This is a genomic window from Pantoea nemavictus (assembly GCF_037479095.1).
Taxonomy (GTDB): Bacteria; Pseudomonadota; Gammaproteobacteria; order Enterobacterales; family Enterobacteriaceae; genus Pantoea; species Pantoea nemavictus.
This window is the reverse complement of the sequence record NZ_JBBGZW010000001.1, coordinates 496371-509418: the sequence shown is the minus strand read 5'-3', so window position 1 is coordinate 509418 and position 13048 is coordinate 496371. Positions and strand designations below refer to the sequence as shown.

Genomic DNA, 13048 nt, shown 5'->3' with positions numbered 1-13048 from the left:
ATCGAAGTACTTTTGTGCTGCTAATAAAAATGCGCAGCTAACACATCTGACAGGAGTATGTAATGTCTAAGCAACAAATCGGCGTTGTAGGAATGGCTGTAATGGGCCGTAACTTGGCTCTTAACATCGAAAGCCGTGGCTATACCGTTTCAATCTTCAACCGCTCGCGTGAGAAGACCGATGAAGTCATTGCTGAGAATTCAGGCAAAAAACTCGCGCCTTTTTACACTGTTGAAGAGTTCGTTGAATCGCTTGAAAAACCACGTCGTATTTTGTTGATGGTGCAGGCGGGTGAAGCTACAGATAAGACTATTGCTTCTCTGACTCCTCATCTCGATAAAGGTGACATTTTAATCGATGGCGGTAATACCTTCTATAAAGACACTATTCGCCGTAATAAAGAGTTGTCAGATCAAGGGTTCAACTTCATTGGCACCGGCGTTTCCGGTGGTGAAGAAGGCGCACTTAAAGGTCCATCAATCATGCCAGGCGGTCAGAAAGAAGCTTACGAGTTGGTTGCACCAATTTTGGATAAGATTGCAGCCCGTGCTGAGGATGGGGAAGCTTGTGTGGCTTACATCGGCCCAAATGGTGCTGGCCACTACGTGAAGATGGTGCATAACGGCATCGAATATGGCGATATGCAGCTGATTGCTGAAGCCTATGCTCTGTTGAAAGGTGCATTGGGTCTTACCAACGAAGAGTTGGCTGAAACCTTTACTGACTGGAACAACGGTGAGCTGAGCAGCTATCTAATCGATATCACTAAAGATATCTTCACCAAGAAAGATGAAGATGGAAAATATTTGGTTGATGTCATCCTCGATGAAGCCGCAAATAAAGGTACGGGTAAGTGGACTAGCCAAAGTTCACTGGATTTAGGTGAGCCGCTGTCTCTCATCACCGAATCGGTGTTTGCACGCTACCTCTCTTCATTGAAGTCTCAGCGTGTTGCTGCTTCTAAAGTACTGAGCGGCCCACAGGCTAAAGCATTCACTGGTGATAAAGCAGAGTTCGTAGAGAAAGTACGCCGTGCTCTGTACTTAGGCAAAATCGTTTCTTACGCTCAGGGCTTCTCTCAGTTACGTGCTGCATCAGAAGAGAACCAGTGGAATCTGCATTATGGTGAAATCGCCAAAATCTTCCGTGCAGGTTGCATTATCCGTGCTCAGTTCTTGCAGAAAATTACTGATGCTTATGCTACCGATGCTGATATCGCAAACCTGTTGCTTGATCCTTATTTCAAGAACATCGCTGATGAATACCAGCAAGCACTGCGTGATGTCGTTTCTTATGCAATTCAAAATGGGATTCCAACGCCTACCTTCTCAGCTGCGATTGCCTATTACGACAGCTATCGCTCGGAAGTTCTTCCAGCCAATCTGATTCAGGCTCAGCGTGACTACTTCGGTGCCCATACTTACAAGCGCATTGATAAAGATGGTGTATTCCACACAGAGTGGTTAGATTAATTATATTTAACACCTCTCGCTAATGAGAGGTGTTTTTTATTTTATGAATTTATTGAATTTTGTGAGTGTTTTTACATATGAAAGAAAGTGAACGCCCTGATTCTGATAACTCAATCTCACAGCAAGCACTATATAATAATGATGACGAGGTTGATTTAATTGATATTATAGTGCAACTCTGGAAAGGTAAGCTGATTATTTTGGCGGCCATGGTTCTTACTGTCGCATTGAGTCTTGTCTATCTAAGTGTAGTAAAAGAAAAGTGGACTTCAAAAGCGATAGTGACTCTCCCATCTGCAGGTCAAGTTGCTAATTATAACGCCACGTTAAGTACACTCTATGCACAAAATCCACAAGATAAACCTTCAATTACCGATCTGCAAAATCAGATGTTCACGCGATTCAATTCGTCAATGAGTGCATTATCAGGTTCTTTGGCTAATCTTGAAAAACCCTTAACATTGCGTATCGATCAGGTTAATAAAGGAAGCAATGATTCTCTAGCGATCTCTTTTGTTGCTGAAACTGCACGCCAGGCGCAAGAACAGTTGACGAAATACATTTCAGCCGTTAATGAAGATGTTGTGGATGATTATGGATTAGATCTTAAAAAGAACCTGGGTATTAAAGCAAAAGAATTATCAAATATTCTCGATGCGCATAAGCAAATTGCCATTAATAAAAAGCAACATCGCATTGATGTGATCAATCAAGCATTGAAAGTCGCCAAGCAATCCGGAATAAACAAATCTCAATTAAATCAGGCTGAATATTTGTCTGATGACACTCTTTACCTTTTAGGTAGTGATGCTTTGAATGCAATGATCGTTAATGAAGCGACTAAACCTTTAGATTTCGACGACGATTATTATAATGCTGAACGCGCATTGCTTGCAGTAACTCACGTTCAAATTCAAACTGATAATTTGCAATCTTTCCGTTACATCGCTAAGGCTGATCTACCATTAAGACGCGATAGTCCTAAAAAAACGTTAACAGTTTTATTGGCGCTAATTCTTGGTGGAGTATTAGGCTCCTCAATTGTTATTGGTAGAAATGTCGTTAAAGGTTATCGTAACCGGCATTAATTATAATGAACCGGCCTATCCAGGCCGGTTCTTTCACCCCACCAACAACTCCCCACGTCTCCCCGCATTCTCACCAGCCAGCCTAACTACCAACATCCCAGCCGTCACAAACTTGTTTAAATTCCTCGCATATAAAACGCCACCATACTCTGCTACCAGCGGCATCACCTGGTCAGTAATCGGGTCCACAATCTCTGCCACCACTTCACCGGCCTTGATCCATTCACCCAACTTACGGCGATACAACACCAATCCCGATTGTGCCGCATGTATGTACTCACAACCTGCCAATGCAGTCGCCGGATTGATCAGGGCAGGGGATTCACCCACTTCACCTGCAATATAGCCGCTCTCAATCAGCGCACTGATGATCGCATCTGCATCCTTCTCCGCCATCTCAGGCGATACATCCGCAACACCACGTAGTTCCAACGTCACCGGCAGTAATCCCCGCGGCATAGGAAACTTATCGCCAAATCGTTCAGCCAGAGTCAACCACGGCTCACAACATGCTTCATCAAATGGCTCACCGCCCGAAATCTGCGCCAGCAACTGTACTTCGCTACCCAGCCAACGCGCCAGCGGTTCAATATCCGGCCATGCATGCGGCGTGGTATAGAGGTGCGGCAACGCATCCCAGTCGCAGTGCAAATCAACCATCAGGTCTGCCTGGCTCGCCATGCGCATCAGCGTAAAACGCTGAGCATCCAATTCGGTACGTGCGATGCGGTCACGGTAATGACGATCAATAGCATCCCTGATCAACCGTTTATTTTCATATTCGCTTTGGGTAAGTGAATCAGCTAACTCCTCAACCAATGCTTCACCTAACGCTGGAAAGCGGCGGTTAAAGTCTTGTCCCGACAAGGTATGAAAACGGCCCAAATGGCTGCCATGCCAGTGTTGGCCCATCGCCAAAGGATTGGCGACCGGTACTAGCGTGATCTTGGATTTCAGCTGTCCGGCAGACTCAAGCGCCAGCAGCTTCTGCTTCAAATACCACGCCACCGCCATGCCCGGCAGCTCGTCGCCATGCAACGCTGCCTGGATGTAGACGCGTTGCTGCGAATCCGTGCCGAAGTGAAAGCTAACAATTTCGCGTTGCGTGCCTAGTGAGGCGCTGAGTAGAGGATGATGTTGTTGTTGCATAACGCTTTCGATGTCCTTGCTCACGGCACGTTTCAATCGCGCCTTTTTAATCAGATGATTGGAATTATAGTGCCGACTGGAAAAGGGCGGCACAAAAGCCGCCCAAAAGGTTACTGCTGAATGGAGATATCAGTGGCGAAGTACTGTTTCTGGATTTTGTCGAAGGTGCCGTTCTTTTTGATCTCGGCAAAAGCATTGTCCAGTGCGGTTTTCAGTTCGGCATCGCCTTTACGCAGCCCAATCGCAGTACCCGGACCGATGATCGGATCCTGCACAATCGGGCCCGCCAGTTCAAAGTCTTTACCTTGCGGATGTTTCAGGAAGCCGATAGCAGCCTGCGCAGCGTCAGTGAACACCGCATCAAGTCGGCCAGAGATTAAATCGCTCTCCACCTGCGCCTGATCGCCATAAGGCACAACCTGCACGCCATGCGGCTGCCATTTGGCGAGCGCGTAACGTTCCTGAACAGTGCCTTGCTCCACGCCCACGGTTTTGCCTTTTAGCGATTCAGCGGTTGGCAGTAGGCCAGAACCCTTACGCGCAATCAGTTGGGTATGGGTGTCATAGAGCGGCACGGTGAAATCGATTTGCTTAAGACGTTCTTCAGTGATGCCCATATCAGATAAAATGGCATCGAACTTACGCGCCTTCAAGGCCGGAATCATGCCGTCGAACTGGCTCTCCACCCACACGCACTTGGCTTGCATCTGCGCGCACAGCGCATTGCCGAGATCGATATCAAAACCGACCAGTTTGCCCTGTGGCGTTTTGGATTCGAAAGGAGGGTAGGTGGGGTCAACCGCGAAACGCACCTGATCAATCTTTGCCTGCGCGCCAAATGCGCAACCGGCCAGCACAGCCAGCGCCAGCGTCTGACGGAGGCGGGCGGTTAAACGAGCACTTGCCATAATATTGGTCTTCTTTTGATGTGATGTTGAATCACGAAGAGTACCGCTCAGCGCCAGGCAAGGCAATTAGAGGATTATTTTCATGACGTTACCATTATGCAACGCCTGGTAATCCGCAATATTCAGCACCACCGATTTCTCCAGCACGCCAGCATTAAAGGCGATTTCGTCATAGCGCTCGAACAGCAGCGGATCGACCACCAGCTGTAAATCCGCATGAAAACTAAACGGCGGAATAGCACCGAACACGCAACCGGTGAGTGCATCGACTTCCGCAGGCGAAGCCAGAGAAGCGCGCCGACCGCCAACCGCAGCTGCTACTTTACTGAGATCGGCCTGCTGATCGGCCGGTAGCACCGCCAGCACATGTTGTTTAACGCCATTACCTTTCACATGACACACCAGCGCCTTCGCGCCTTGCCCTACTTCGGTGCCACGAATCGCCGCCACCGCTTCACACTTGCCGGTCGCTTCATGTTCCATCACGCGATAGCGCGCCTGATGCTGGTTGAGCAGCGCGAGCAGTTTTTCATGCGTGGTCATGGCTTTCTCCGTGTTGAGTGAGTTGAGTAAGCAGTGCCTGCATCATATGTGTTTGGCGTGGCAGTAAACCGAGTTTTAAACCTAGCGGCTTAAATGCCCGATTCAACGTACTTAACGTAACACTCTCTTTGTCCTGCTCAATATCCGATAACGTGCGGCGGCTAATCCCTGCGAGTGCGGCATAGCGATCCTGGGAAAACCCCAACACTTTTTTGCGCAGGTGCATGAGTAACACGCCTTGGGTGAATTTCTCTTCTATAAACTGCTGCAGCAAATCTAATAACATGGCTTCCCGCTCAAACGGCGACAGGTTTTTGTTCATAATTTCCATCCTGCAATGCGCTCATCCAGGTGGTTAAAGCCGATGCCGGGCATCTCCAATATCGAAGCCGGTACGCCGCGAGCCTTCAGCCGGGCTTTCAATCCTTTCAACTTATTTGCTAGTACGCTTAGCTCTTGCAGGAGGACACTTTCAGATACCAAGTCATTAAGTTGCTGCGCAATAAAATGCCATTGATAATTGCCGCCTTCCTCATACGGCGATCCCCATTGCGTGGTGCGTACTACGCCTTCCGGATCGGCTTTCATCGGTGCGAAATCATAAACAGGCGCCAGCCACATACAGCCTATTTTCTTCAGAATGGCGCTATTGCGGCCGTGATTATCAGAATTACCAAAGGCGATATTCAGCATGTCGCGTTTCACCCACTCAATAACCATTTCTGCTGTTTGCTTGTTATTCAATTTCAGCACACGCACCAGACAACGTATAACCTCAAAATGGTTGAGAAAGCTACCCGGCGCTTTTTGCATAATTGAGTAAACGGATTCCAGCCCGTATAGGTTTTTTTTACCGGCGATAAAATCAATATCGAAACGCGGCAGCCAAAGGGAAGGGTAGCGCTCGCCTTCGCACAGCAACATGTGTTGCGTATCGATGGTTTCAACCCCAAGCGCGGTGAGTTCGTGATAGAAATGGTATTCCGCTCGCAGGATGTCGCAATCAATTGGCGTGCGTGCGCCGCGAGGATATTTGACCAGATAAGGTGTGTCTTGATTCAGCTGATCATCTTGCCAGGTATCGATCCACACTTCGCTGTTGCTATTACGACGCAACAGTAATTTTGGTGCTTCTCCGCCTGCGCCCGTTGCACCACCGCTTGCCGCGCCCATTTGCTGCGCGTACTCAAGAAAGTCGGTATCCCGTTCAATCGCCCATTCGGCGGGAAAACGCCGGCTTTTCAGTCGGCTGTCTGGCGGCAGTGGCGGCAGTGACTCTTTTATTCTCAGGTTGCCCACAGGCGCGATGGTTCCAGCCTTCAACAGCGTGTAATCTTGCTCGTTCGCAGGTTTACTTTGCAGACCCAGCTGTGTAATCCAGTAACGTCTGCTGGCACCGGCGGGAATGATGTCATCAAGAAAACCAAACCAGGGTTTAGCAAAATGGCTGCCAATCAGCATGACCGGATAGTTGATGCTGCAGCTGGCCATATCGTTGCGGTCTAAATGTTCAACGGCATAGTTGAAGTCGTATGCAAGCAGGGCTTCGCCGTCGCGGCCTTTGAGCGGCGCTTTAAAATCGAGCACCGCGGCATCATGCCAGCATCCATCCAGGTAGATCTGCAGAGTGAGCATGGGAAACCCAAGTTGAGCAGTATATTGCTCAATTCTAGTTTGTTTTGCTTTTTTTGAGAAGCATGCTGCTCAATTTTGGCTTCATCAGCCAATTTTGAGCAGCATATTGCACAATCAATTATTTATGACGCTTGCGCAGATTATTGATGATGGTACTCAAATCCAGATCCTGATCCTGCAGCAGCACCAGCAGGTGATAAAGCAGGTCGGACGCTTCATTGGTCAGCTCGTGACGATCGTTAACCGTAGCCGCCAGCGCGGTTTCCACGCCTTCTTCACCCACTTTCTGGGCGATGCGCTTGGTGCCGCTAGCGTAGAGTTTCGCAGTATACGAGCTCTCTGGATCGGCGGTTTTGCGCGACGCCAGCAGTTGCTCCAGCTGGTAGAGGAAAGTCCAGTCGGGCGCAGCCGGCGAGAAGCAGCTTGAAGTGCCGAGATGGCAGGTTGGGCCAATCGGATTGGCCAGCACCAGCAGCGTGTCGTTATCGCAATCCGGCGTGATGCTCGCCACTTGCAGGAAGTGGCCCGAGGTTTCGCCTTTGGTCCACAAACGGTTTTTGGTGCGTGAGAAGAAAGTCACGTTGCCCTCGCTGAGGGTTTTTTGCAGCGCTTCCTCGTTCATATAACCGTGCATCAGCACTTCGCCGGAAACGTTGTGCTGGACGATAACGGGCATCATGCCCGCGGTTTTGACCCAATCCAGCTTGCTCAGTTGTTCTGCAGTTAACACGCGCGAATCTCCACACCGTTGTCGATCAGGAAGTTTTTCAACTCACCGATATTAATAATTTGTTTGTGAAACACTGAAGCGGCCAGCGCGCCATCGACGTTCGCTTGTTCAAAGGCTTCAAGGAAGTGCGGCATGGTGCCCGCGCCACCGGACGCGATCAGCGGCACTTTGCAGACATCGCGCACTTTCTTCAGCTGCACCAGATCATAGCCATTCCGCACGCCATCCTGGTTCATCATGTTGAGAACGATTTCGCCCGCGCCAAGCTTCTGCACTTCCTGCACCCAATCAAGAGTTTCCCATGTGGTGACTTTGGTGCGCGCTTCGTCGCCGGTGTACTGATTGACGTGATATTTGCCGCTCGCTTCATCAAACCAGGTATCAATGCCCACCACGATGCACTGCACGCCAAAGCGATCGGCCAGGCGCGTAATCAGTGTTGGATCGGCCAATGCCGGTGAGTTGATAGAGATCTTGTCGGCACCGAACTGCAGAATGCGTGCCGCGTCCTCTTCACTTTTGATGCCGCCTGCCACGCAGAAAGGAATATCGATCACTTCCGCCACGCGCGAGACCCAGCTTTTGTCCACTACGCGGCCATCCGAAGAGGCGGTGATATCGTAGAACACCAGCTCGTCCGCGCCTTCCTGCGCATAACGTTGCGCCAGCGGCACGATGTCGCCGATGATTTCGTGGTTACGGAACTGAACGCCTTTCACCACTTGCCCGTCACGTACATCAAGACAAGGAATTATCCGTTTTGCCAGCATGCAATCGCCTCCGCCACCGTGAATTTATCTTCCAGTAAAGCGCGACCGACGATCACGCCCTGCGCGCCGCTGCCGCGTAACGCCGCGATGTCATCCAGCGAACCAATGCCGCCAGAAGACTGGAAGGCGATGTCCGGGAAGGCCGCAGACACTTCTTTATACAGTTCAACGTTAGAGCCGCTCAGCGTACCGTCGCGCGAAATATCGGTACACAACACATGCTTGAGGCCCACCGGCTGATACCAGCCAATCACCTCTTCCAGCGTTACGCCGGCCGCTTCCTGCCAGCCGCTGATCGCCACTTCTTTGCGGTTGTTGCCATCAATGCGCACATCTAATGCCAGCACGATGGCGTCCGCGCCAAACTCGTTAAACCAGCTCTTCACCTCTTCCGGTTGCTTCACCGCGGTGGAACCCACCACCACGCGCGTAGCGCCAGCTGCCAACAGCGCCTTTACGTCATCGCGGTTGCGGATGCCGCCACCCACCTGCACCGGCACATTCACGCCGAGCAGCAAGGTGGTGAGCAGAGGAATCTGACGTTTGGCCGGATCTTTCGCGCCGGTCAAATCCACCAGATGCAGCACTTCGGCGCCCTGGCGTTCGTAATCCTGTAAGCGCGGCAGCGGATCGCTGCCGTAATCGCGCTGCTGGCCGTAATCGCCCTGATGCAGGCGCACCACTTTGCCGTCGATTAAATCTAATGCGGGGATAATCATTACATCTCCAGGAAATTTTTCAGCAGCTGCGCGCCGGCTTTGCCTGAACGCTCGGGGTGGAACTGCACGCCGAAGAAGTTATCTTTCTGCAGGGCGGCGGTGAACGGATGGCCGTAATCGCACTGGGCGATGGTGGCGGCATTCACCGGCATGGCGTAGCTGTGCACGAAGTAGAAGTAGCTGCCATCGGGAATATCGCGGAACAGATGGTGACCGGCTTTGGCGGTGATCTGGTTCCAGCCCATGTGCGGCAGCGGTAAATCCTGCGTGTCCATCAGCGTGACCGGCTCATCAACCAGGCCCAGTGTAGTGATGCCACCGTTCTCATCGCTGCCGCGACCGAGCAGCTGCATACCGAGGCAGATGCCGAGCACCGGCTGGGTACAGGCTTTGATAAGATCAATCAGATCGCGCTCCTGCAGCTGATTCATCGCCGCCTGCGCGGTACCCACGCCCGGCAGCAACAGCTTGTCGGCATGCAATACCACGTCGGGATCGCGGCTGACCTGCGGCGTGTAGCCGAGGCGCTCAATTGCCCACTTCACCGACGACAGGTTGGCGCAGCCGGTATCGAGGATCACCACGTTCATCACAGCACTCCTTTCGAGCTCGGCAAGGTGTTGCCTTCCACGCGAATCGCCTGGCGCAGCGTGCGGCCAAAGGCTTTGAACAGGCTCTCCACACGATGGTGATCGTTGCGGCCTTTGGTTTTCAGGTGCAGCGTGCTCATCATGGCGTAGGAGAGCGAGCTGAAGAAGTGCTCAACCATCTCGGTGCTGAGATCGCCGACGCGCTGATAGCTGAACTCGGCTTTGAATTCGATGTGCGGGCGGCCGGAGATGTCCAGCGCACAGCGCGCCAGGCACTCATCCATTGGCAGCACGAAGCCAAAACGGCCGATGCCACGTTTGTCGCCCAGCGCTTTCAGCAAGGCTTCGCCAAGTGCTAAACCGGTATCTTCTACGGTGTGGTGATCGTCGATATAGAGATCGCCTTTCACATCGATGTTCATGCGGAAGCCGCCATGCACCGCAATCTGATCGAGCATGTGGTCAAAGAAGCCGACGCCGGTATTGATTTTGCTGCCGCCTTCGCGGTCCAGCCACACTTCGACTTTAATCTGCGTCTCTTTGGTGTTGCGCTGCACCAGCGCGTAGCGGTCACGTTTGGTGAGGCGCGCCTGAATTGCATCCCAATCTTCGCCTTCCGCGCCATAGCGCAGGCCCTGAATGCCCATGTTCTGCGCCAGCTGAATGTCGGTGAGACGATCGCCAATCACATAGCTGTTGGCGGTATCCAGCGCGCCAGCGGCCAGCCAGGCTTCCACCATTTTGGTTTTCGGCTTGCGGCAATCGCAGTTATCTTCCGGCAGGTGCGGGCAGATCAAGATGTCGCTGAAGTTCACGCCTTGCGAGCTGAGGATCTGCATCATCAGGTTGTGCGGACCATCAAAATCAGCCTGCGGGAAGCTATCGGTGCCGAGGCCATCCTGATTGGTGATCATCACCAGCTGATAACCCGCTTCCTGCAACGCCAGCAGCGCAGGAATGGCGTTCTTCTCAAACGCCAGCTTCTCCATACGATCCACCTGATAATCAGTTGGTGGCTCAGAGATGATGGTGCCGTCGCGGTCGATAAAAAGGATCTTCTGACTCATGCTTGCTCCACTGATAAGGCTTGCAGCGCGGCGATCAGGCGCTCGCACTCTTTACGGGTGCCGATGGAGATGCGCAGGCATCCCGCAAGGCCGGGGTTTTTATTTTGGTCGCGCAGAATAATGCCTTGATCCCACAGCGTTTTAAACACTTTTGGTGAATCAGTGAAGCGCGCCAGAATGTAGTTGGTTTCGCTTGGGAACACCTGCTGCACCACCTTAATCTGTGGCAACTGTTCAAACAGCCAGCTGCGATTGGCGTTCAGCTCGGCGACATGCTGGCGCATCAGCGTAATGCCTTGATCGCTCAGCGCTTGTCCGGCCACATCGGCGACTGGGGTGGCGAGTGGATAGGGCGCAATCACCTTCATCAGCAGGTCGATCACCGGCTTATTCGCCAGGGTGAAACCGCAGCGCAATCCGGCCAGCGCAAAGGCTTTGGACAGCGTGCGCAGAATCACCAGATGCGGATAATCCTGCAGCCAGCCCGCGAGCGTCGCTTCCGGGCAGAACTCGATGTAGGCTTCATCAGCCACCACCAGCGCTTTACCGGCGGTCATCGCCAGCAGCTCGCGGATGTCATCCTGATTGATCAGGTTACCGGTGGGATTGTTCGGGCTGCACATATAGACAACTTTTACGCCGTCGAGCTGCTCGGCAATCGCCGGCAGATTCAGCTGCCAGTCGTCGAGCGCGGCCACGGTGCGATATTCAATGCCGATGGTTTCGGCGCTGACGCTGTACATGCCGTAGGTTGGCGGGCAGAACAGAATCGCATCTTTGCCCGGCTCGCAGAAGGCGCGCATTAGCAGTTCGATGCCTTCATCCGCGCCGCGGCTCACCAGAACCTGTTCCGGCGTTAAACCGGCGTAGGCGGCGTAGCGCTCAATCACCATCTTCGGCTGGCATTCCGGATAGCGATTCAGCGTCTGCTGCGACAGCTCAAACGGCACCGGCAGCGGGAATTCGTTGGCGTTCAGCCACACATCACCATTGCCACCCAGACGACGCGCCGATTGATACGGCGTTAGCGCTCGCACGTTAGCGCGCGCTAACTCTTCAATATTCAGGCTCATGCTTGCTCCTTCAGCGCGGCAACACGCAGGGTAACGGCATTTTTGTGGGCTTCCAGCTGCTCGGCGGCGGCCAGCGTTTCAATCGTCGCGGCAAGATTGAGGAAGCCTTGCGGCGTCAGCTCTTGCACCGTCATGCGTTTCTGGAAATCAGCCAGGCCGAGGCTGGAACAGGTCGCGGTGTAGCCGTAAGTCGGCAGCACATGGTTGGTGCCAGAAGCGTAATCGCCCGCCGATTCCGGGGACCAGTCGCCAAGAAATACCGAACCGGCGCTGGTGATGCTATCGACCAAATCGCGCGGCTGGCGCGTCTGAATAATCAGGTGCTCCGGGCCGTACAGGTTGGAGATCTCGATGCACTGTTCCAGGTCGCGCAGCACAATCAAACGGCTGCTCTCTAACGCCTGGCGCGCGGTAGCGGCACGCGGCAGCTGCGCCAGTTGTTCCTCAACCGCTTGCGCCACGTCTTCAGCCAGCTGCAGCGACGGCGTTAACAGAATCACCTGTGAATCCGGACCGTGTTCCGCCTGCGACAGCAAATCGGATGCCACGAACGCCGGCGTGGCGCCTTCATCGGCAATCACCAGCACTTCGGATGGACCGGCAGGCATATCAATTGCCGCGCCATCTAAACGCTGGCTGACCTGACGTTTCGCTTCAGTCACGTAGGCATTGCCCGGGCCAAAAATCTTGTCCACTTTCGGCACGGTTTCGGTGCCGAAGGCGAGGGCGGCGATGGCTTGTGAACCGCCAACCTGAAACACCTCTTTCACACCGCACAGCTGCGCGGCGTAAAGAATCTCATCGGCAATCGGCGGTGGCGAGCACAACACCACGCGACCGCAACCGGCGATGCGCGCAGGCGTCGCCAGCATCAATACGGTCGAGAACAGCGGAGCGGAACCGCCAGGAATGTATAAACCCACCGATTTCACCGGTCGGGTAATCTGCTGGCAGCGCACGCCGGGCTGGGTTTCCACATCCACTTCGGCAAGGATCTGGGCGTTATGGAAGGTTTCGATATTTCCAACAGCTACCGCCATCGCCTGCTTGAGCGTGTCGCTAAGACGATCGCTGGCCGCCTGCATCTCTGCAGCGCTGACGCGCAGATTATCCACCTGCGCCTTGTCGAAGCGCGCACTGAATTCACGCAGCGCCGTATCGCCTTCTTCTTTTACTTTCACCAGCACGTCGCGCACGATTTGGCTGATGCTTTCTGAAGCCGAAATCGCCGGACGCATCAGTAGCGCTTGCTGCTGCTCTGCGCTGCACTGCTGCCAATCAATCGGTGTCATCAGGTTGCTCAT

General features: G+C 53.0%; 14 protein-coding genes. 2 read left to right on the top strand and 12 right to left on the bottom strand.

What is annotated here, in order from left to right; genetic code table 11:
• Positions 1-62 precede the first annotated feature (62 nt).
• Together gndA and wzzB are read left to right on the top strand one after the other, a co-directional pair.
• A complete protein-coding gene (gene gndA, locus WH298_RS02425) occupies positions 63-1472 on the top strand; it encodes an NADP-dependent phosphogluconate dehydrogenase (protein WP_180822127.1) in 1410 nt (469 codons plus the stop codon).
• Between the two features lie 77 nt (positions 1473-1549).
• Positions 1550-2560 carry an LPS O-antigen chain length determinant protein WzzB gene (gene wzzB, locus WH298_RS02420; protein ID WP_180822126.1) on the top strand — a complete coding sequence of 337 codons (1011 nt, stop codon included), beginning with the start codon at positions 1550-1552 and terminating at the stop codon, positions 2558-2560.
• 33 nt (positions 2561-2593) lie between these two features.
• Here the strand turns inward: wzzB and WH298_RS02415 are convergent, their stop codons facing one another.
• The 12 genes from WH298_RS02415 to hisD form a co-directional block, all read right to left on the bottom strand.
• The gene (locus tag WH298_RS02415; protein ID WP_180822125.1) at positions 2594-3709 is read right to left on the bottom strand and encodes a succinylglutamate desuccinylase/aspartoacylase family protein; all 1116 of its coding nucleotides are present in this window, start codon (positions 3707-3709) and stop codon (positions 2594-2596) included.
• A 110-nt stretch (positions 3710-3819) separates the two neighbouring features.
• Positions 3820-4617 (bottom strand): ABC transporter substrate-binding protein, encoded by a 798-nt coding sequence (locus WH298_RS02410; RefSeq protein WP_180822124.1) that lies wholly within the window; start codon positions 4615-4617, stop codon positions 3820-3822.
• A gap of 66 nt (positions 4618-4683) precedes the next feature.
• Positions 4684-5160: a YbaK/prolyl-tRNA synthetase associated domain-containing protein gene (locus WH298_RS02405; RefSeq protein WP_180822123.1), complete on the bottom strand. Its 477-nt coding sequence runs from the start codon at positions 5158-5160 to the stop codon at positions 4684-4686.
• Positions 5147-5482, bottom strand: a complete 336-nt coding sequence (locus WH298_RS02400) for a helix-turn-helix domain-containing protein (protein WP_180822122.1) — start codon at positions 5480-5482, stop codon at positions 5147-5149. The genes WH298_RS02405 and WH298_RS02400 overlap by 14 nt, the downstream gene beginning before the upstream one ends.
• The gene (locus tag WH298_RS02395; protein WP_180822121.1) at positions 5479-6795 is read right to left on the bottom strand and encodes a type II toxin-antitoxin system HipA family toxin; all 1317 of its coding nucleotides are present in this window, start codon (positions 6793-6795) and stop codon (positions 5479-5481) included. Before WH298_RS02395 ends, WH298_RS02400 begins: the two co-directional genes overlap by 4 nt.
• Before the next feature lie 118 nt (positions 6796-6913).
• Positions 6914-7525, bottom strand: a complete 612-nt coding sequence (gene hisIE / locus WH298_RS02390) for a bifunctional phosphoribosyl-AMP cyclohydrolase/phosphoribosyl-ATP diphosphatase HisIE (RefSeq protein ID WP_180822120.1) — start codon at positions 7523-7525, stop codon at positions 6914-6916.
• Positions 7519-8295, bottom strand: a complete 777-nt coding sequence (gene hisF / locus WH298_RS02385; RefSeq protein WP_007888882.1) for an imidazole glycerol phosphate synthase subunit HisF — start codon at positions 8293-8295, stop codon at positions 7519-7521. The genes hisIE and hisF overlap by 7 nt, the downstream gene beginning before the upstream one ends.
• Positions 8277-9014 carry a 1-(5-phosphoribosyl)-5-[(5-phosphoribosylamino)methylideneamino]imidazole-4-carboxamide isomerase gene (gene hisA, locus WH298_RS02380; RefSeq protein WP_180822119.1) on the bottom strand — a complete coding sequence of 246 codons (738 nt, stop codon included), beginning with the start codon at positions 9012-9014 and terminating at the stop codon, positions 8277-8279. Before hisA ends, hisF begins: the two co-directional genes overlap by 19 nt.
• Positions 9014-9604 carry an imidazole glycerol phosphate synthase subunit HisH gene (hisH, locus tag WH298_RS02375; protein ID WP_180822118.1) on the bottom strand — a complete coding sequence of 197 codons (591 nt, stop codon included), beginning with the start codon at positions 9602-9604 and terminating at the stop codon, positions 9014-9016. The genes hisA and hisH overlap by 1 nt, the downstream gene beginning before the upstream one ends.
• Positions 9604-10671 carry a bifunctional histidinol-phosphatase/imidazoleglycerol-phosphate dehydratase HisB gene (gene hisB, locus WH298_RS02370; RefSeq protein WP_180822117.1) on the bottom strand — a complete coding sequence of 356 codons (1068 nt, stop codon included), beginning with the start codon at positions 10669-10671 and terminating at the stop codon, positions 9604-9606. The genes hisH and hisB overlap by 1 nt, the downstream gene beginning before the upstream one ends.
• The gene (hisC, locus tag WH298_RS02365; RefSeq protein ID WP_007888876.1) at positions 10668-11744 is read right to left on the bottom strand and encodes a histidinol-phosphate transaminase; all 1077 of its coding nucleotides are present in this window, start codon (positions 11742-11744) and stop codon (positions 10668-10670) included. Before hisC ends, hisB begins: the two co-directional genes overlap by 4 nt.
• On the bottom strand, positions 11741-13048 hold the full coding sequence (gene hisD, locus WH298_RS02360) for a histidinol dehydrogenase (RefSeq protein ID WP_180822116.1): 1308 nt from the start codon (positions 13046-13048) through the stop codon (positions 11741-11743). Before hisD ends, hisC begins: the two co-directional genes overlap by 4 nt.

What these genes read in the sequence shown, in the direction of transcription:
- gndA (WP_180822127.1), top strand. Translation starts at nt 63, where the DNA reads ATGTCTAAGCAACAAATCGGCGTTGTAGGAATGGCTGTAATGGGCCGT.
- wzzB (WP_180822126.1), top strand. Translation starts at nt 1,550, where the DNA reads ATGAAAGAAAGTGAACGCCCTGATTCTGATAACTCAATCTCACAGCAA.
- WH298_RS02415 (WP_180822125.1), bottom strand. Translation starts at nt 3,709, where the DNA reads ATGCAACAACAACATCATCCTCTACTCAGCGCCTCACTAGGCACGCAA.
- WH298_RS02410 (WP_180822124.1), bottom strand. Translation starts at nt 4,617, where the DNA reads ATGGCAAGTGCTCGTTTAACCGCCCGCCTCCGTCAGACGCTGGCGCTG.
- WH298_RS02405 (WP_180822123.1), bottom strand. Translation starts at nt 5,160, where the DNA reads ATGACCACGCATGAAAAACTGCTCGCGCTGCTCAACCAGCATCAGGCG.
- WH298_RS02400 (WP_180822122.1), bottom strand. Translation starts at nt 5,482, where the DNA reads ATGAACAAAAACCTGTCGCCGTTTGAGCGGGAAGCCATGTTATTAGAT.
- WH298_RS02395 (WP_180822121.1), bottom strand. Translation starts at nt 6,795, where the DNA reads ATGCTCACTCTGCAGATCTACCTGGATGGATGCTGGCATGATGCCGCG.
- hisF (WP_007888882.1), bottom strand. Translation starts at nt 8,295, where the DNA reads ATGCTGGCAAAACGGATAATTCCTTGTCTTGATGTACGTGACGGGCAA.
- hisA (WP_180822119.1), bottom strand. Translation starts at nt 9,014, where the DNA reads ATGATTATCCCCGCATTAGATTTAATCGACGGCAAAGTGGTGCGCCTG.
- hisH (WP_180822118.1), bottom strand. Translation starts at nt 9,604, where the DNA reads ATGAACGTGGTGATCCTCGATACCGGCTGCGCCAACCTGTCGTCGGTG.
- hisB (WP_180822117.1), bottom strand. Translation starts at nt 10,671, where the DNA reads ATGAGTCAGAAGATCCTTTTTATCGACCGCGACGGCACCATCATCTCT.
- hisC (WP_007888876.1), bottom strand. Translation starts at nt 11,744, where the DNA reads ATGAGCCTGAATATTGAAGAGTTAGCGCGCGCTAACGTGCGAGCGCTA.
- hisD (WP_180822116.1), bottom strand. Translation starts at nt 13,048, where the DNA reads ATGAGCAACCTGATGACACCGATTGATTGGCAGCAGTGCAGCGCAGAG.